The sequence below is a fragment of the Citrobacter europaeus genome, from assembly GCF_037482245.1.
GTDB lineage: Bacteria > Pseudomonadota > Gammaproteobacteria > Enterobacterales > Enterobacteriaceae > Citrobacter > Citrobacter europaeus.
The window spans coordinates 234234-252665 of the sequence record NZ_CP148084.1; the positions used below are offsets into that span (position 1 = coordinate 234234).

Below are 18432 nucleotides of genomic sequence, written 5' to 3' on the forward strand. Positions count from 1 at the left end.
GTAATCCTTGTTTTATTCATTCTCAAGACAGTATAGCTTGTCAGTCCACGTAGTCTTTCATCACGCCGGTCAACCATTCCATAAACAGGTGTACCCGGCGGGAGAGGTTGCGGCGATGCGGATAGAGCAATGAAACCGGTAATGGCTCGGCGCGATATTGCGGCAATACTTCGACCAGTGTACCGGCGCGCAGGGCTTCACGTACACCCACGCGCGGTACCTGAATAATGCCCAGACCGGCAAGACATGCCGCATGATACGTTTCGGTACTGTTCACCGTCAGCATACCGCCGGTTTTAACCCATTTAGCACCGTTGTCTGTCGCCACTTCGAAGCCTTGCGCACGCGTTCCCAAATTGACCGAGTAGTGCACCACCGCATGGGAGGCTAAATCTTCGAGGCTTTCCGGATAACCAAAGCGGGCGAGATATTGTGGGCTGGCGCAGTTAATCTGGGTGAGTTTTCCCAGCGGGCGTGCAATCAACCCTGAATCTTTCAGCGTTCCCACGCGTACTACACAGTCGAAGCCTTCGCGGATCAAATCCACCAGACGGTCGCTGCTGCTGAGTTCGAGCTCAAGGCCCGGATATTGATGCAAGAAGGTCGGTAAGCGGGGCATCACCAGATTTCTCGCCACGCCAACCGGCATATCGACGCGCAGCTTGCCGCTGATGCTGGTCGGATCGTGATGAAATAGCCCATCCAGTTCATCCAGGTTGCTCAACAGATCTTTCGCACGTTCGTAATAAATCATGCCGTCTTGCGTGAGCTGAACGCGACGGGTAGTGCGATGCAACAACTGCGTGCCCAGATGATTTTCCAGGGCCTGGATTTGGCGCGATACGCTACCTTTAGGAAGTCCGAGGGTGTCTGCCGCGCGCGAAAAGCTCTCCAGTTCTGCGACGCGGATGAACAACTGCATTGCGTGAATTTTATCCATTCTCATGCCCTATTGTTGTTCTAAATGAAACAGTAATGCGCAGTCAGCGGTATTTATTGTTTTTCTACCACCTAATAAGCTTTGTCTCAATCTTCACAACACCTGAAATGAGGTTTCTTATGACGCAACGTATCGCATTGGTGACCGGCGGCGGCCGTGGACTCGGTAAAAACGCGGCGCTGAAGCTGGCGAGTAAAGGAATTGGTATCATCCTGACGTGGAACAGCAATGAAAAAGAAGCGCAGCAGGTTGTGGAGGAGATCCGCCAATCTGGCAGTAAAGCAGCGGCATTGCCGTTGAATGTCGGCGATATTTCGACTTTCCCACAGTTTGTTAAACAGGTGCAGGAAACCCTACGGACGCACTGGCAAAGCGACACCTTTGATTATTTATTGAACAATGCCGGGATTGGCATTAACGCACCGTATCCGGCGTTCACCGAAGCGCAATTTGACCAGCTTTTGAACATCCATTTTAAAGGTCCTTTTTTCCTGACGCAGAACCTGCTGCCGTTGATCAACAGCGGTGGGCGGATCCTTAATGTTTCGACCGGGCTGGCGCGCTTTGCGCTGCCAGGCTACAGCGCTTACGCTGCCATGAAAGGCGCGATGGAGGTGTTAACCCGTTATCAGGCAAAAGAGCTGGGCGAGCGCGGTATTACGGCGAATATTATAGCGCCTGGCGCAATAGAGACGGATTTTAGCGGCGGAAACGTGCGGGATAATGCGCAACTGAATGCGTACATCGCATCGCAAACGGCGTTGGGGCGCGTTGGGTTACCGGATGATATTGGCGACGCTATTGCTGCGTTGCTCAGCGATGAGCTGGCCTGGATGACGGCGCAGCGTATCGAAGTCTCTGGCGGGATGTTCCTGTAATCGACCCTCTTTTGGTCAGCCTTTGGAGCAATAGAAAACTGGCGCGCCATCATAGTTAAAAATATAGCTGGTGGCGTTTGCCGGTATTATCTGAAATCTGATCCCGCGATCGCGGTGCTGAAAGAAATCGGGGATAAACGTTCTGAAGAGTTCATTCTTCTTCGGGAGTGGATTTGTTTCATCAGAAACCATGATCACTTCCCCATCCTCATGCCAGTATTTAAACGTCACTTTATTACTGACGGACTGAGACTGAGCGCCATCTTCTGTATATTCCCCCACGGCTTCATAGTTACCAATACCGTTATTAAGATTAAAGTCCAGGATCATATCCAGTACCGAATTGTCATATACAATGGCGGTGTGGATCTCACAGCTAAAATTCGCTCGCTGATGTTGAATATAAATGGCGGCCAATAGCGGTGCCGCAATCGCCAGAGCAATCAGCGACCAGATTAGAAGACCCTTATTTATTTTCATTATATTGCTGCTTGTAATAAATGGAGCGGCAACGTGTGGCGCTCTTTTGTGGGTTATTATCGCAAATTAACACCGTTACACCACGCTGCGCATGGTTGAGGGTTAAATAAGCATTTTCGCCTTCATGACAACTGAATGGATAGCGACCGGACAACGCTTCAAATGCGCTTTGGCTTTTGTCACGATCGTACCAGGAAGAGAAAACCGTGCATCCGTTCATTTGGCCAACAGGGTGATAGCGAGCAAAAATGGGCTCTTCATATTTCCAGGTCTGATAAAGGACGCTGCAGGAGAGAATAAACAGCAGGAGAGCTACCCAGTACGGCCACAAACGCTTTGGTGATGTTTTAGTGGCCTCGACAAATGCTTCTGTTTGTTCAGATGATGGTGCGATTAAAACGGGGTCGGCAGATATTTTCTGCGGTTTAATAAAATTGTCCCGCTCACCCGCAACAACCCGGGCGATACACTTAAAGCCCGCCTTGGGCAGCGTTTTTACCACATCATCAGCCAGACCCGCCGCCTTCAGCGCTTTGCGGATGGATGAAATCGTCTGATAAAGCGCATTGGTCGTGACAACCGCTCCCTGCTTTTCCCATACGGCAGAGAAAAGATAACGTTGTGTAAGTACTTCTCCATTGTGTTCAAGTAGTTGCGCCAGGCATTCATTTACCGGGCCATGCAGAGTGACCGCGCGTTCCGGGTAACTCGCTAATGACCCAAGGCGGCGAAGTTCCGGTTCAAATATTACCGTTTCGTTTATCAGAAACACTTTATTCATGACATGACCATTTGCGGCCGTTCAGGGGCCGGATTGTCCGCGATGTTTAACTGGCTTGCGCGTAAAACTTCTGATTCAGATTTTTTAGTTTGTAAATCAAATAATTATCGTTATATCTGTCAGCGTGTTTCACGCGTTTCCCCTCAAGTTGTGCGCTATGATTCAGTATAAATCAAAAAATATCACTGCTTCTTGTGGCCGATTGCTCTTATCGTGGCGTCAATGTGATAAAGGGAGCAGACGATACAGCGAGTCAGGGGGTTAAGGATTTAATTCTTTAGAATTATAAAAATTCGACATTAAAAGTTGAGTGTTCGATCGCTTATGCGCAAACAGGGTACATACTCTGAAAATTTCACATATGAAGAATAATAAACCGTGAATTTAATTTATAACTTCTAATCTACCATAAACGAATGCTAAACGACCGGTTCCTTATAGTACATCGGGTTGTGGATTGGAAAGCATTCATAGCAGCCATATAATCCACCACATAAACGGTATGGATTATCTCAACGCTTATATGTAGAGGTGCATGTTAGTCTTCATTTAACGTGGGTATAAGATATGGGCTATCGTCTATATGGATTTATGATCGGTGATGAAATTCATTTTGACATTTCTAATCGCCGACTGTATCGGCTTACAGGTAGCCATACCGAGAAAAGCCTCGCTTTTGCGTCAATTTATTTTAATGAAACAATGTTAAGGCTTTTCCTGTATTTATTAATGAATGCCAGGAGCCAGCCGGTAACGAAAGAAGAGTTATTTGAAAAAATCTGGGAGGCGCACAGTCTGAGCCCCTCCACGCAAAGATTATGGCAGGTTCTGCACAATCTTAATAATAAACTTAGCCTGCTGGGGTTACCCAGGGATTTTATTCTTAATATAAGAGGGCGGGGGTATATTATCAATTATCCTGATGTCATCCCCGTTTATTATAGAGTGAGCGAACTCCCGACTCACGCCGTTAAAAAAAGGGAGAAGACAGATAACCTGAGTGAGTGATGTCAACCCAGGTATTTGCCCTGAGCACGCAGGTGTGAGGGGCTTTTTTTTATCGTTACCTTTTCTATATCTATTTTCTATTAATGTTCGTTAAATAGCATTGTTGTTCGGTATATACCGACTCTGGGGTAATATATGGGCATAATTAATCGGTTTACCAATTTAAAAGTCAGTAAGAAATTATTCTTTGGATTTTCAATCGTCCTGCTTGTTACGCTTGCTATTCTGGTTTCGGGTTTGCTTGGTTTGGCAAATATCCAGGACAAAGTGAGAAAAAACGGACATACCACCGATCTGTTTAACGCGCTGTCCGAGGTACGCCTGGGACGCACGAATTTTCAGTATACGCTGGACCAGAAATATCTGGATCAAATCAACGCCGCCACCAAACGCATGCAGGGTATTGCCGTTGAGATGGATACGTTGTCCTGGTCCCAGGAGGGGAAAAAGGCGCTGGACGATACGGTAAATGCAGTCAATAGCTACGTTGCGAGCCTTGAACCCTTTACGAAAGCGCTTTCTGAAAAGAAAATCAGCGAACAAAAACTGAATACCCAGGGACTGTGCGATAACTCTGAGCTGGCTTCAACGCTGAGCCGGAATGGTACGCTGGACGCCCAACATGCGCTTGTTGCGGCGCAAATCGCATTTATCATGAGTGACATTGACTCACAGATGTCGCTGTATAAACAGCATCCGACAGATGAGTTAATGAATGGGATCCGCAAACGTCTGGAGACGGCAAAGTCCGATACCGGGCAACTGCTGTTGGTTGCTTCTGAAGATCAAAAGGTCTGGTTGCAGTCCGGGCGTGAAAACATGCAGAGCGTAGCGGCTGAGCTGGTCAATTACAAAAGCGTTTGGGATCAACAGGCAGCGCTCTCCGATACCTTGACCGGCAAAGCGGTCACGCTGACCCAGGCGATTCAGACCTTATTTAGCATGCAGCAGAAAAAGGTCACCGATACGGTAGAGAGCGTCCAACTGCAGATGGGCATAGTCGCCGTTATTGGTATCGCGCTGGGCGTCCTGCTGGCAATGGGGATTACCTTATCCGTTACTCGTCCGCTGAACGAAACCCTGCGCGTGGCGGAGCTTATCGCCAGGGGGGATTTAACCAGCACCCTGACCAGTACGCGTCGTGATGAGCCGGGCCTGCTCATGCAGGCGGTTTCCACCATGAACAGCAACCTGAAAAACATCATTAACGATGTGCGTGACGGCGTGGATAGTGTTGCCAGGTCGTCCTCAGAAATTGCGGCGGGGAATATGGATTTATCGGCCCGCACTGAGCAACAGTCTGCCGCGGTAGTGGAAACTGCCGCCAGTATGGAAGAGCTCACCTCGACCGTCGCGCTGAACGCTGAAAATGCTAACCATGCGCGACTGCTGGCGGATGAAGCCTCACAGAACGCGACGGAAGGAAGCACGATCTCACTGCAGGTGATTGAGACTATGAAGAGCGTGCGCGACAGTTCGCACCGTATTTCTGAAATCACCACCGTCATTAACAGTATTGCTTTCCAGACTAACATTCTGGCGCTCAATGCCGCGGTAGAAGCTGCCCGTGCGGGCGATCAGGGGAAAGGTTTCGCCGTGGTTGCGGCTGAAGTGCGTACGCTTGCCCAACGCAGCGCTCAGTCAGCAAAAGAGATTGAAAACCTGATTAATGAGTCCGTGGTGTATGTGGATAACGGTTTTCACCTGGTGGAGAGCGCGGGCGTTGCGATGACCAGGATTGAGACTTCCGTGTCTCAGGTGCGCGATATCATGAATGAAATTGCCGCCGCGACCGATGAACAAAGCCGCGGGATTTCGCAAATTGCGCAGGCCATGGCGGAGATGGATACCACCACCCAACAAAACGCCGCTCTGGTTGAAGAGTCTTCAGCAGCGGCCAGTTCGTTGGAGGAACAGGCCGTACAACTTGAAAAAGTGGTGTCGATCTTCCGCGTGTCGAACGATCAAAGCGCCATTGCGCGAAACCACAAGGTAAAAGGTGGGAACACCGTCAGGCAGACCTCGATGGTACGTCCTTCCTCTAACGACCAGGACGACTGGGTCAAGTTCTGATGATTGCCGTGCGGCTGTTCTGGACCGGCTGCCGCACGCTTGAGGCTCGTGATGATTACCATAACCAGGCAACTCCCGACATTATTCTCTGACGCCAGTGGCTTGCTGGCCCGTTTCCTTACCTGTGCGCCGGTAAAAGCGTTGAAGACAGCCATTGCTCAGCGCCAGTTCAGACCGGTGTATCAGCCCATTTTTAACAGCCAGACGGGTAAAATAGCAGGTATTGAGGTGCTCGCCCGATGGACGCATCCACAGTATGGCACTATTCCCCCTGATGTATTTATTCCCCTGGCGGAGGAGCATGGCCTGATTGCCTCGCTGACGCATCAACTTATCCAGCAGGTCATTGCCGATCTGCAGCCACGACTCCCTCTTTTCCCCAATGGACTTTACCTTAACCTGAATCTGAGCCCCGAAAACTGCCTCGATCCGCGCTTTGAATCGGACGCCGTGGCGCTCATGCAAAAACTTGCCCCGGGTCAGGTTCAACTGGTTATCGAAATTACCGAAAGACGCCCTCTGCACTTTACCCCTCAGTTAAGCGAGTGGTTTGCCTCGTTGAGAAAATCCAATATCGCCGTGGCGTTAGATGACTTTGGGACGGGGTACTCGAATCTGTGTTACCTCCACGCGCTGGAACCGGAGTTCATCAAGATAGACAAACTGTTTGTCGGCCAGATTGGCGAGGGAGGTGATACCAGGATTATCGATACGCTTATTGAGCTGGCGCAAAAGATGAATCTGCGCATGATTGCCGAAGGCGTTGAGACTCGGGCTCAGGCTGACTATCTGCGCGTAAAACGCTGTGATTTTTTACAAGGGTATTATTTATGCAGACCCGTTCCGCTTGAAGGGCTGATTGGAGTAATGCAATCACCTGCAATCTTTAGCGTCGATTGATACGGCAATACTGCCCGGGTAAACCACAGGTGATGATCATTTGATGCGACATTTCGTTTTGTAACATATTTGTCTGTTATTGTGAGTTCCTTATTTTTAGCTAAGAATATAGACTCTGAAAATTAATATTAACGTTCCGATTTTGAACGTCCAGTATTAAGGATTTTCTTAATATTGGACCCCGTTTTTGATCCTTTGTGTGATTCTTTGGTTTGAGCTGTAACTATTCATAACTTCTCCTTTTTTCTTTTCCGTCTATCGGTAAAATGGCCTCCGCCAAATGGTGACTTCTTATTTTACCCCCCGGGTAATACCCTTCCGCGTGTTAAGGCTAATATCTTATTCAGACGGAGATAAATAATGCAGGTAATAATGTTTGACAGGCAGTCAATATTTATTCATGGAATGAATGTAAGTTTGCAAGAGCATATTCCAGGAGTGGATGTTCAGGGTGTCAGTCAGGCAGATGACCTTTGGCAGATGCTGGAAGACAGCCCTGATGCGTTGGTTATGCTGGATGGCGACCTTGATGCAGAGTTCTGCCGTAGCTTACTGCAACAGATAGCAGAACGCTTTGCGACGGTAAAAGTGCTGGTAACCGCAACGGATTGCCGTAAAAAGTGGCTGCAGGAGGTCACGCAATTAAATGTGCTGGCCATTGTTCCGCGTGATTCGGACGCGGAAACCTTCACGCTGGCTCTCAATAGCGTCGCGATGGGGATGATGTTTATCCCCAGAGATTGCATAACTGCTACCGAAAGCGGTGGGCAAAATATCAGATTGCTCAGCGCGCGTCAGCGGGAGATTCTGACGATGCTGGCCGCCGGAGAATCTAATAAACAAATTGGTCGATTGTTAAATATCAGCACCGGAACGGTAAAAGCCCATCTTGAATCGCTGTATCAGCGCCTGGAGGTAAAAAACCGTACCCAGGCGGCAATGATGTTAAACGACGCCATGTAATGGGCACATATTTCACAGTCAGAATGTTTCTGGCTGTGAAATAGCCACCGGCCAGATTTCTTTAGCGCAAAATCGGGCAATCCCCACGCTGAATATCCATATAATTAATGCTTCCAGCTGAAACCTGTCTTTTATTTGCGGCATTTCCTTATGGATGAATGCCTCGCAGATACGCATATCCGCGAGCAGTAATGTTTCTGCCTGCATCGCTGTTATTGGGGTAGCAAAGGTTTCGTTTGCGGTGATTTCATGCCCGTGGCCAATAACCCAAATTCCCTTTTTGTCCTGATACTTTTCCAGCGACAGGCCCTGCCATTGCTTAATAAATGTGACACAGGCGGGCGTGAAAGGCGTCGAACGCAGCGGCATAATAATCTCTGTGCAAAGAGACCTATTCTAAGTAATGCTCACCGTTACGCCAGTTGCCACCCAGCCAGTTTTTACAGCAATATGCCTTATGGCGCGGGCGGCTGATATTCATGTTTTAACAGGCCAAAAATCCAGTCATCATCTTGCAGCGGTTGACTGATGAGACGCGAGGTGTGCAGTACAGGCACTGGCTTATCCCCTGAATAATTTGCAATGATTGTGCGGAAGTCACTGTAAAACACTTTTATTTACTATATGAATATGTTTTGGTCGGCGTCACAGCGCTGCGTTTATAAAAAGATAACTACATACCATTGTGAGACCGTACTTTTTGGGGCCTTTTAGGGAAGATAATGACCAATAGCGCATTACAGGCGACATGTACACCATTTGAACATTGTTTGGGGATAATCCGCCAGGCGTCGGTAGAAATATTGCTGATGCTGGGTGTGCACGTAGCAGAGGGGAAAGATCCACGCTGGTTTCTCGAGCAGCTTGACCAGGCACGACTGAATCTGGGCGGTTGGGGAGTTGTCGCCAGACGGTTGCAGATGAATGATGCGCAATTGAGCCAGTTCACTTTGCGCCTGCGTCATCTTCAGCAGAGCGTACCCCAATATGAAAATGGTCAGGACGTCAGTGAAAACCAACTGATTTCTGCGCTGCGTTTTGTCGCCTCTCTGGAACAGTTGCGCCAGCAACAGCCCATCCTGAAGTATTCAACCGATATTGAACGTGCAGAACCGGATGCACAGATGCGGGCGCAGCGTCAGCTTCGCGCAATAGAATTAACCCTCAAATCCCTGATTGCGCGGGTATGGCCGGATCAACATCCGCTCAACAGCTTCCTGAAACAGCACTTTGGCGGTGAACGCTTGCGTCGCTGGTTAAAGCTGGGGGAAAGCCGGGATGCGCTGGACGGCATGATGTTTAGCGAACTGGCGCTGATGGTCGTCGATAAGAAATTATTCGTACGCCACTTTACCCAGATTTTTAACGATACCTCAGTGCTCATGTCGTTTGTTGAGCCACGTATCACGCTGCGGATGTTCCTGGATGATTGCCGCCTCGCCCGTAACTGTGTTATCGCGCAGCAACCTCTAACCTCAGTACAACTGCTGCTGCTGGATTACCAGTACCGTCAGATTACTCACTCTGTGCAGCGAGCATTTGAAGAACGGCGTACGCGCATTAATCCTGCGTCGTATCTGGAGTCAGATGAGGCGACGGTTCGCCAGTTTTGGGAAGCCGCAAAGCAAAAAGACGAGCAGGCGGGTGGTGATAAACAAGAAATCGCAGACAGTATCGATCCGCCGGAGAAGCGGACCAAACGCACGGCGGAAGAACGTGAGCAGCTAATTTCCGGCATGTTGTGGGTCGCGGTAGGCGTGATGGTGCTGGCGATTTCGCTGGGTGCGTTCTGGTTATTCACTGCGCCAGCGCCACAGGCGCCATCCGGGCAATCCGTTGAAATTGTGCAGGAAGAACCGCGACGTGACGCCCCCAGCGCGCGGGAGGCGGTAACCCGAATGGGGATCACCTGGGATGCCTTTAACATGCGCGCGGCTATCGATCGCAATGACACCCGCGTGACGTCTCTGTTCCTGCAGGGCGGAATGGACTGGAAGCTGGCATGGACGGAGCAGGCGTTCTCGGCGGGCAATACCGAGGTGTTGAGGCTGCTGCTGCGTTACCCTTCGCAAATGGACGAAAGCAAACCATGCCGACAGTTTATGACCACGCTCAGCCATGCGATGTCGAATGGGGCGTCGCTCACTTCGCTGCACAAAAGTTATCTGCAAAGTTTTTGCTCAGTGCCTGCGGTCGTCGCACGTCAGCAGTATGATCTTGAACAGGCCGAGCTGCGCGTTCGCGCCCAGCCAAGCCCGGAAAACAAGAAATGGCAGAAAATTCACGCCGAACTGTATGATGCGATTAACTGACAGCCTGATGATTCAGACCGTCAGCCGCTAGGGCTCGCCATACAGACCGATGAGTCTGCGCACCACGCCATTGGTCCAGCCAAAGCCGTCCTGCAACGGATATTCCCCGCCGCCGCCTTCGCGCGGCGCGGCATCCGCAATGTGGTATTTTTCGATAATCTTATGGTGTTCCTGATAAAAGAGATTCACCGTTTTCAACCAGTTACGTGCGATTTCATCTCCGAGATGATCGTCTCCGTACAGTTTGAAACCCTGGATCGCCATCCACTGCAGCGGCGCCCAGCCGTTGGGCTTATCCCACTGCTCACCGGTTTCATGCTCCGTGGCTAAAATCCCGCCAGGCGTTAGCAGGCGGCTACGCACCGCATTGGCAAGTCGGTCGGCTTGTTCATGGGTTGCCATGCCGACATACAGCGGCACAATACTGGCGGCAGAGAACAGGGCCATTTGCTCGCGTCGCCAGTCGTAATCACGATAGCAGCCGTTTTCATCGTCCCAGAGATAGCGGTTCACCGCATCGCGGCGGTCACTGGCTTTCTGGCGAAACTGCGCTTCAGTTTCTTTGTCGCCTTTCAGTGCCGAAATATTGGCGATAGTGCTCTCCAGCTTGTAGAGGAATGCGTTCAGGTCAATCGGGATGAACTGAGTGGTGCGTATGCTGGCAAGGCGGCCTGCGTCGCGTAGCCAGCGCGAGGAGTAATCCCAGCCGGAGGCCGCGCCCGCGCGTAAATCCCGATACACCTCATTGGGTGGGCGACCCGAATGCTTAGCGGTCTCGACGTCTTCAAGCCACGACTCATCGCGTGGCGTGTCGCGATCGTCCCAATAGCGGTTGAGTAGAGAGCCGTCAGACATTCTGATCACGTGACGGTAGGCCTGGTTAAGCACCAGGGAGTCAGCGCCATCCATCCAGAACGCGTACTCCATTTTTAAATGATCAAGGTAACGACGCGCGCCGCGTACGCCATCCTCTTCAAACAGTTCCACCATCAGCGCAAAAACTGGCGGCTGCGAGCGACTCAGGTAATAAGTACGGTTACCGTTCGGGATGTGACCATAGTTTTCAATCATCCAGGCAAAGTTATCCGCCATACATTTCAGCAGGTCTTCGCGACCGCTCTCGGCCAGGCCCAGCATAGTGAAATAGGAGTCCCAGTAGTAGGTTTCGCTAAAACGTCCGCCGGGCACAATGTATGACTGCGGTAATGCCAGCAGGGAGGACCAGGGGATGTGATCCTGTGGCTCGCGCGTCAGTACTGGCCACAGTTGATCAATATGCTCTTTCAGCGAATTTTCCGGGTCAGAAACGTATTCACTGGAGGGCGTTTCCGGGAGCCAGAAGTGGTTCTCGACAAAGCGTCGCAGATCAAAGTCGCGGTGGCGTTTAACCTTGCGATAGCGGATTAAAATGTCCAGCGGGTCCATTTTGGGCGCGCAATCGGGAAAGGTTTTGCTATCTGCAAACAGTTTTGACGACTGAACGTGTTCGAACAGTTCGAGGTAACGATCGGCGGGGGTTAACGCATCTGAGGCGGGTAACCCTGCAATCATCTCCGGTTCAGGCTCCGCCTCAATCATTTCATCCAGCTTTAACTCGCACGGATCCATTTCATAAAGCAGATCGATGTCGATCGTCATTTCTTCAGAAGGGGCGTGGGGTAGTTTCTGGTTGAGCATAATGAGAAAGACCTCCGATGGACGTTGAAAGATTAAGGCTATTGCCCGCTCGTCAGTTAAGCGTAGACATTCGCTTCGGTGTCTGGTGAGTAAAGCGTGCGGTCGATCACGTTTTAATGCTGGGCAATATTTAAAAAATAAAACTATCCCAATGAAAATAATGAATAATTCAGAATTCTGCGCGACCTGAAGATATTCCATTTTCAGAACATTCGATTGCAACGAGGTGTGAACAAAACAGGTAACGTCTTATCTCTATAATAGGCACAGGCTATTCTATCGATAGTTCTCCCCCATGTAATTGCTTGATACTTATCAAAATAGTAATCCCCTCATTTCCTATGATGGTCAGGTCCGACAAAGACTGTGTGTTAATTAGTCTATTTTCTGGGTCACAATAACTCACAACGGTGAGGGTAAAAATAATGAAAATCATTACCCGTCTTACCGCGATTGCTATAGCTGGCATCGCGATTTGTTATTTTGGATTATCCGGTTATGTGTGGTATCACGATAATCAACGTAGCAAACAGGCTGATGTTCAGGCCTCTACGCTGGAAGAAAATAATAAAGTATTAGGGTTCTTACGCGAAAAAGGATGCGATTATTGTCACACCCCTTCAGCCGAATTACCTTTCTATTCTTCTTTTCCTGTCGCTAAACAGTTGATGAATTACGACATTCAACTGGGATACAAATCATTCAATCTTGAGGCCGTTCGTGCGGCGCTGGTCGGGGATAAACCCGTATCGCAAAGCGACCTGAATAAAATTGAATGGGTGATGCAGTACGACACCATGCCACCGACGCGTTATACCGCATTGCACTGGGCTGGCAAGGTAAGCGATACGGAGCGAGACGAGATCCTGGGCTGGATTGCGAAACAGCGTGAGCAGTACTACGCCAGTAACGATACCGCCGCACAGCATCGTAACGAACCTGTGCAGCCGATACCGGAAAGTATCCCGACCGATGCCCGCAAAGTGGCGCTGGGCTTTACGCTTTACCACGACCCGCGTATTTCCGGCGATAGCACAATTTCTTGCGCCCACTGCCACGCCCTGAATGCGGGCGGCGTGGATGGCCGGAAAACATCAATCGGCGTAGGCGGCGCGGTTGGGCCTATTAATGCGCCAACGGTATTTAACTCGGTCTTTAACGTAGAACAATTCTGGGATGGCCGTGCGCCAACACTGCAGGCGCAGGCGGGTGGTCCACCGCTCAATCCAATTGAAATGGCGTCTAAATCCTGGGATGAAATCATCCAGAAACTGGATAAAGACCCGACCCTGAAGCAAGAGTTTATCGCTGTTTATCCGCAGGGATTCAGCGGGGATAATATTACCGATGCGATTGCCGAGTTTGAGAAAACGCTGATCACGCCAAATTCGCCGTTTGATAAATGGCTGCGTGGTGATGAAGGCGCGTTAACGGCCCAGCAAAAACATGGCTATCAGTTATTTAAAGATAATAAGTGCGCGACCTGTCATGGCGGTATTATTTTAGGCGGACGTTCATTTGAACCACTGGGTTTGAAAAAGGACTTTAATTTCGGCGAGGTCACTGCCGCAGATATTGGCCGCATGAACGTCACCAATGAATTACGTGACAAGCTGCGTCAAAAAGTCCCTGGCTTGCGTAACGTTGCGCTGACCGCGCCTTATTTCCATCGCGGTGATGTGCCAACGCTCGACGGTGCGGTAAAACTGATGCTGCGTTATCAGGTGGGTAAAGAACTGCCGCAGGAAGATATCGACGATATCGTGGCGTTTCTTGAGAGTCTGAACGGTGTGTATACGCCGTATATGCAGGGTAAATAAGAGAAAACCGGATGGCAAAGCGCCATCCGGTTTTTAATTGCTTAACGCATGGTAACGAACTCTTCTGCTGCCGTTGGGTGAATCGCAACGGTGTTATCAAAGTCTTTCTTGGTTGCGCCCATTTTCAGAGCCACCGCGAAGCCTTGCAGCATTTCATCCATCCCAAAACCGATGCCGTGAATACCGACAATCTTCTCTTCCGGACCGACGCAAACCAGCTTCATGCGGCACGGCTGACGGTGCGTGGTGACAGCGGTATACATCGCGGTAAACGATGATTTATACACTTTCACCTGGTCATCGCCGTGCTGTTCGCGAGCCTGCTGCTCGGTTAAGCCCACGGTGCCAATTGGCGGGTGGCTGAAGACCACGGTCGGGATGTTGCTGTAGTCTAAATGCTCGTCCGGTTTGTTGTTAAACAGACGCTCGGACAGGCGACGGCCCGCGGCAACAGCAACCGGCGTCAGCTCAACGGCACCGGTGTTATCGCCGACGGCATAAATTCCCGGCACGCTGGTGTTCTGATATTTATCAACGACGATGTAGCCTTTTTCGTTGGTTTTCACGCCAGTCGCCGCCAGGTTGAAGTTGTCGGTAGCAGGTTCACGACCAATTGCCCAAATCAGGCAATCTACCGTTTCGCTACGGCCATCTTCCAGTTGCAGGGTCAGACTGCCGTCAGCATTTTTAACGACTGCTTTCGGAATTGCATGAGTATGCAGAGTCGGGCCTTCGGCGTTCATCACCTCAACCAGCGTGTCGACGATCATTGGATCGAAGCTGCGCAGCGGCGCGTGTTTACGTACGAACAGATGCGTTTGGGCACCCAGGCCGTTTATCACGCCCGCCAGCTCAACGGCGATATAGCCTGCGCCAACAACAGCCACGCGTTTTGGCAGCGCTGGCAGTTCAAAGAAGCCATCGGAGTCGATACCGTATTCCACACCCGGAATGCTCGGATGGCTCGGGCGACCACCGGTAGCAATCAAAATATGATCGGCAGTAATGGTTTCTCCGTTCACTTCAATGGTTTTGGCATCTACAAAGCGGGCAAAGCCTTTAATCACATCGACATTATTTTTGCCCAGCACGTTGTCGTACGAGGTATGAATGCGGTCGATATAAGCGGTACGCGTGGCGATCAGTTTATCCCAGTCGAACTTATTGATGGTGGTGTCGAAACCGTAATCCGGACCGTACATGTGGATCGCTTCGCGGACCTGTGCGGCATGCCACATCACTTTCTTCGGTACGCAGCCAACGTTAACGCAGGTGCCGCCTAACTCTTTGGCTTCAATCAGTGCGCATTTCTGACCGTACATTGCTGCACGGTTAATGGAGGCAATACCGCCGCTGCCGCCGCCAATAGCGATGTAATCATAGTGCTTGGTCATGACCGCTCCTTCATGTTCATTGTAGGGCGGAGAAGCGTTACGCCATCCGCCAAAATATTCGCGATTGTATACCTGATATTAAAAGGTTCCACCGATGGCTGCGATTACTCCGGCACGATCCAGCTTACCGAGGTATGGCCGGTTCCTGCCGGTACCAGTTTGCTGTGCAACCACGGCAGAACGTTGTTCATCTGCTGCTCCAGCTTCCACGGCGGGTTAATCACAATCATGCCGGACGCCGTCATGCCGCGCTGATCGCTGTCCGGGCGTACCGCCAGCTCAATTTGCAGAATTTTGCGGATGCCGGTGTCTTCGAGATCGTGGACCATGCGCTTGATTTGCTGGCGCAAAACCACCGGATACCACAGCGCATAGGTGCCGGTCGCGAAACGCTTGTAGCCTTCGTTAATACCGGTTACCACCGCCTGGTAGTCACTTTTGATTTCATATGGTGGATCGATAAGGATCAGCCCGCGACGGGAAACTGGCGGTAATTTTGCTTTTAGCTGCTGATAACCATCGGCTTTGGCCACGCGAGCGCGCTCATCCTTCTGGAATTCGCCGCGCAGCAGAGGAAAGTCGCTCGGGTGCAGTTCAGTTAATTGCAGGCTGTCCTGTTCGCGCAGCAGCTGGCGAGCAATTAACGGAGAGCCCGGGTAGTAGCGCAACTGACCGCTACGGTTGAAGTGCTGCACCACACCAATGTAGGGTTCCAGCTCGGCAGGCAAATCGTCCTGCTGCCAGATACGGGCGATCCCTTCAAGATATTCACCGGTACGTTCGGCATGCTCACTGCTCAGCTGATAACGGCCTGCGCCAGCATGGGTGTCCAGATAGAGAAACGGTTTTTCTTTCTCTTTGAGCGATTCAATGATCAGGCTCTGAACGGTGTGTTTAAGGACGTCGGCGTGGTTGCCAGCGTGATAACTGTGGCGATAACTGAGCATGGGTAAACGTGTTCCAGGTTATAAACGTAGGCCCGAAAACAGCGCGATATCGGGCGAAAATAAAGCGTATCGCCACAGTATACAGAAAACTCGTCACTGCCGCGAAAGCGCAACGCCTGGCATTGAAATCCTCTACACTTAACCCCATTGTACAAATTAATATGCACAGCGCCGGATACGCGCTTCATTCACTCTTTTCAACAGGACCGCGCTAATGACCAATCCATTGCTGACTCCCTTCGAACTGCCGCCGTTTTCTAAAATTCAGCCTGAGCACGTTGTGCCTGCCGTCACTAAGGCGCTGAATGATTGCCGCGAAAACGTTGAGCGAGTGGTTGCGCAGGGCGCGCCGTACACCTGGGAAAATCTCTGCCAGCCGTTGGCAGAAGTTGACGATGTGCTGGGGCGTATTTTCTCTCCTGTTAGTCACCTGAACTCGGTGAAAAATAGCCCGGAACTGCGCGAAGCCTACGAGCAAACGCTGCCGCTGCTGTCTGAATACAGCACCTGGGTTGGGCAACATGAAGGTTTGTATCAGGCGTACCGCGATCTGCGTGATGGCGATCATTACGCCACTCTGAACACCGCACAGAAAAAAGCGGTCGATAACGCACTGCGCGATTTTGAACTTTCTGGTATTGGTCTGCCGAAGGAAAAACAGCAGCGCTATGGCGAGATCGCTACCCGCCTGTCTGAACTGGGTAATCTGTACAGCAACAATGTGCTGGATGCCACCATGGGCTGGACTAAGCTGGTGACTGATGAAGCGGAACTCTCCGGCATGCCGGAGAGCGCGCTGGCCGCCGCAAAAGCCCAGGCTGAAGCTAAAGAGCAGGACGGCTATCTGTTAACGCTGGATATCCCAAGCTACCTGCCGGTCATGACCTACTGCGACAACCAGGGACTGCGTGAGGAGATGTATCGCGCTTATTCCACTCGCGCGTCTGACCAGGGACCAAACGCTGGCAAATGGGACAACAGCCCGATAATGGAAGAGATCCTCGCGCTGCGCCACGAACTGGCACAGCTGTTGGGTTTCGAAAGCTACGCTTTTAAATCGCTGTCCACCAAAATGGCGGAGAACCCGCAGCAGGTGCTCGACTTCCTGACCGATCTGGCGAAACGCGCCCGTCCGCAGGGTGAGAAAGAGTTAGCCCAGCTGCGCGCCTTCGCAAAAGCGGAATTTGGCGTTGATGAGCTGCAGCCGTGGGATATCGCTTACTACAGCGAGAAACAAAAACAGCACCTCTACAGCATCAGCGACGAGCAGTTGCGCCCATATTTCCCGGAAAACAAAGCCGTTAACGGCCTGTTTGAAGTGGTTAAACGTATTTATGGCATCACCGCCAAAGAGCGCACCGATGTTGACGTCTGGCACCCGGAAGTCCGTTTCTTCGAGCTGTATGACGAAAACAACGAACTGCGCGGCAGCTTCTATCTTGACCTGTATGCCCGTGAGCATAAACGTGGCGGGGCGTGGATGGACGACTGTGTCGGGCAGATGCGTAAAGCCGACGGTACGCTACAAAAGCCTGTTGCCTACCTGACCTGTAACTTTAACCGTCCGGTGAACGGCAAACCCGCCCTGTTTACCCACGATGAAGTGATTACCCTGTTCCACGAGTTCGGCCATGGTCTGCACCATATGCTGACTCGTATCGAAACCGCGGGGGTTTCCGGCATCAACGGCGTGCCGTGGGATGCGGTCGAACTGCCGAGCCAGTTTATGGAAAACTGGTGCTGGGAGCCAGAAGCGCTGGCATTTATCTCCGGTCACTTTGAGACCGGTGAGCCGCTGCCGAAGGAACTGCTGGATAAAATGCTGGCGGCGAAAAACTATCAGGCGGCGTTGTTTATTCTCCGTCAACTGGAGTTCGGCCTGTTTGATTTCCGTCTGCACGCGGAGTTTAACCCGCAGCAAGGGGCGAAAATCCTCGACACACTGGCGGAAATTAAAAAGCAGGTTGCCGTGGTGCCGGGCCCAACGTGGGGCCGCTTCCCACATGCCTTCAGCCACATTTTTGCTGGTGGCTATGCGGCAGGTTACTACAGCTATCTGTGGGCCGACGTGCTGGCGGCAGATGCCTTCTCTCGCTTTGAAGATGAAGGGATTTTCAACCGCCAAACCGGACAATCGTTCCTCGATAACATCCTCACCCGTGGTGGTTCGGAAGAGCCGATGACGCTGTTCAAACGCTTCCGCGGCCGTGAGCCGCAGCTGGATGCCATGCTGGCGCATTACGGCATCAAGGGCTGATT

Annotated in this window: 15 protein-coding genes; 8 read left to right on the forward strand and 7 right to left on the reverse strand. The window is 51.1% G+C overall.

Annotated elements, in window-relative coordinates; all coding sequences use genetic code 11:
* Nucleotides 1–40: 40 nt before the first annotated feature.
* Nucleotides 41–940 (reverse strand): LysR family transcriptional regulator, encoded by a 900-nt coding sequence (locus tag WHR59_RS01100; protein WP_047408029.1) that lies wholly within the window; start codon nucleotides 938–940, stop codon nucleotides 41–43.
* Nucleotides 941–1059: 119 nt separating this feature from the next.
* Between WHR59_RS01100 and WHR59_RS01105 the strand changes: the two genes are divergently transcribed.
* Nucleotides 1060–1818: an SDR family NAD(P)-dependent oxidoreductase gene (locus WHR59_RS01105; RefSeq protein WP_043018655.1), complete on the forward strand. Its 759-nt coding sequence runs from the start codon at nucleotides 1060–1062 to the stop codon at nucleotides 1816–1818.
* Nucleotides 1819–1833: 15 nt separating this feature from the next.
* Here WHR59_RS01105 and WHR59_RS01110 read toward each other — a convergent pair whose 3' ends face one another.
* Nucleotides 1834–2298 (reverse strand): hypothetical protein, encoded by a 465-nt coding sequence (locus tag WHR59_RS01110; RefSeq protein ID WP_338843535.1) that lies wholly within the window; start codon nucleotides 2296–2298, stop codon nucleotides 1834–1836.
* Nucleotides 2285–3079 carry a winged helix-turn-helix domain-containing protein gene (locus WHR59_RS01115; RefSeq protein WP_051642800.1) on the reverse strand — a complete coding sequence of 265 codons (795 nt, stop codon included), beginning with the start codon at nucleotides 3077–3079 and terminating at the stop codon, nucleotides 2285–2287. The genes WHR59_RS01110 and WHR59_RS01115 overlap by 14 nt, the downstream gene beginning before the upstream one ends.
* Before the next feature lie 567 nt (nucleotides 3080–3646).
* Between WHR59_RS01115 and WHR59_RS01120 the strand changes: the two genes are divergently transcribed.
* The 4 genes from WHR59_RS01120 to WHR59_RS01135 all read left to right on the forward strand — a co-directional run bounded on the left by WHR59_RS01120 (nucleotide 3647) and on the right by WHR59_RS01135 (nucleotide 8023).
* Nucleotides 3647–4087 carry a winged helix-turn-helix domain-containing protein gene (locus WHR59_RS01120; RefSeq protein ID WP_043018653.1) on the forward strand — a complete coding sequence of 147 codons (441 nt, stop codon included), beginning with the start codon at nucleotides 3647–3649 and terminating at the stop codon, nucleotides 4085–4087.
* A 135-nt stretch (nucleotides 4088–4222) separates the two neighbouring features.
* On the forward strand, nucleotides 4223–6160 hold the full coding sequence (locus WHR59_RS01125; protein WP_075145516.1) for a methyl-accepting chemotaxis protein: 1938 nt from the start codon (nucleotides 4223–4225) through the stop codon (nucleotides 6158–6160).
* A gap of 51 nt (nucleotides 6161–6211) precedes the next feature.
* Nucleotides 6212–7060 carry an EAL domain-containing protein gene (locus WHR59_RS01130; RefSeq protein WP_338843536.1) on the forward strand — a complete coding sequence of 283 codons (849 nt, stop codon included), beginning with the start codon at nucleotides 6212–6214 and terminating at the stop codon, nucleotides 7058–7060.
* Between the two features lie 360 nt (nucleotides 7061–7420).
* Complete coding sequence (locus WHR59_RS01135; protein WP_043018650.1) at nucleotides 7421–8023, forward strand: helix-turn-helix transcriptional regulator; 603 nt, start codon at nucleotides 7421–7423, stop codon at nucleotides 8021–8023.
* Nucleotides 8024–8041: 18 nt separating this feature from the next.
* Here WHR59_RS01135 and WHR59_RS01140 read toward each other — a convergent pair whose 3' ends face one another.
* Nucleotides 8042–8392 carry a glycoside hydrolase family protein gene (locus tag WHR59_RS01140; RefSeq protein WP_043018649.1) on the reverse strand — a complete coding sequence of 117 codons (351 nt, stop codon included), beginning with the start codon at nucleotides 8390–8392 and terminating at the stop codon, nucleotides 8042–8044.
* Nucleotides 8393–8745: 353 nt separating this feature from the next.
* Between WHR59_RS01140 and WHR59_RS01145 the strand changes: the two genes are divergently transcribed.
* A complete protein-coding gene (locus WHR59_RS01145) occupies nucleotides 8746–10335 on the forward strand; it encodes an STY4199 family HEPN domain-containing protein (RefSeq protein WP_087050779.1) in 1590 nt (529 codons plus the stop codon).
* A gap of 27 nt (nucleotides 10336–10362) precedes the next feature.
* On the opposite strand, the gene WHR59_RS01150 is transcribed toward WHR59_RS01145, so the two are convergent.
* On the reverse strand, nucleotides 10363–12012 hold the full coding sequence (locus WHR59_RS01150; RefSeq protein ID WP_043018647.1) for an alpha,alpha-trehalase: 1650 nt from the start codon (nucleotides 12010–12012) through the stop codon (nucleotides 10363–10365).
* A gap of 425 nt (nucleotides 12013–12437) precedes the next feature.
* On the opposite strand from WHR59_RS01150, the gene WHR59_RS01155 reads away from it, so the two are divergent.
* Nucleotides 12438–13832 carry a cytochrome-c peroxidase gene (locus tag WHR59_RS01155; protein ID WP_047408047.1) on the forward strand — a complete coding sequence of 465 codons (1395 nt, stop codon included), beginning with the start codon at nucleotides 12438–12440 and terminating at the stop codon, nucleotides 13830–13832.
* Between the two features lie 41 nt (nucleotides 13833–13873).
* Here the strand turns inward: WHR59_RS01155 and gorA are convergent, their stop codons facing one another.
* Both gorA and WHR59_RS01165 read right to left on the reverse strand, forming a co-directional pair.
* A complete protein-coding gene (gene gorA, locus WHR59_RS01160) occupies nucleotides 13874–15226 on the reverse strand; it encodes a glutathione-disulfide reductase (RefSeq protein ID WP_043018645.1) in 1353 nt (450 codons plus the stop codon).
* Nucleotides 15227–15330: 104 nt separating this feature from the next.
* Entirely contained in the window at nucleotides 15331–16173 is an 843-nt protein-coding gene (locus WHR59_RS01165) for a 23S rRNA (adenine(2030)-N(6))-methyltransferase RlmJ (RefSeq protein ID WP_043018644.1), read from the reverse strand.
* 214 nt (nucleotides 16174–16387) lie between these two features.
* Between WHR59_RS01165 and prlC the strand changes: the two genes are divergently transcribed.
* A complete protein-coding gene (gene prlC / locus WHR59_RS01170) occupies nucleotides 16388–18430 on the forward strand; it encodes an oligopeptidase A (RefSeq protein WP_172862484.1) in 2043 nt (680 codons plus the stop codon).
* The last annotated feature ends 2 nt before the right edge of the window (nucleotides 18431–18432 follow it).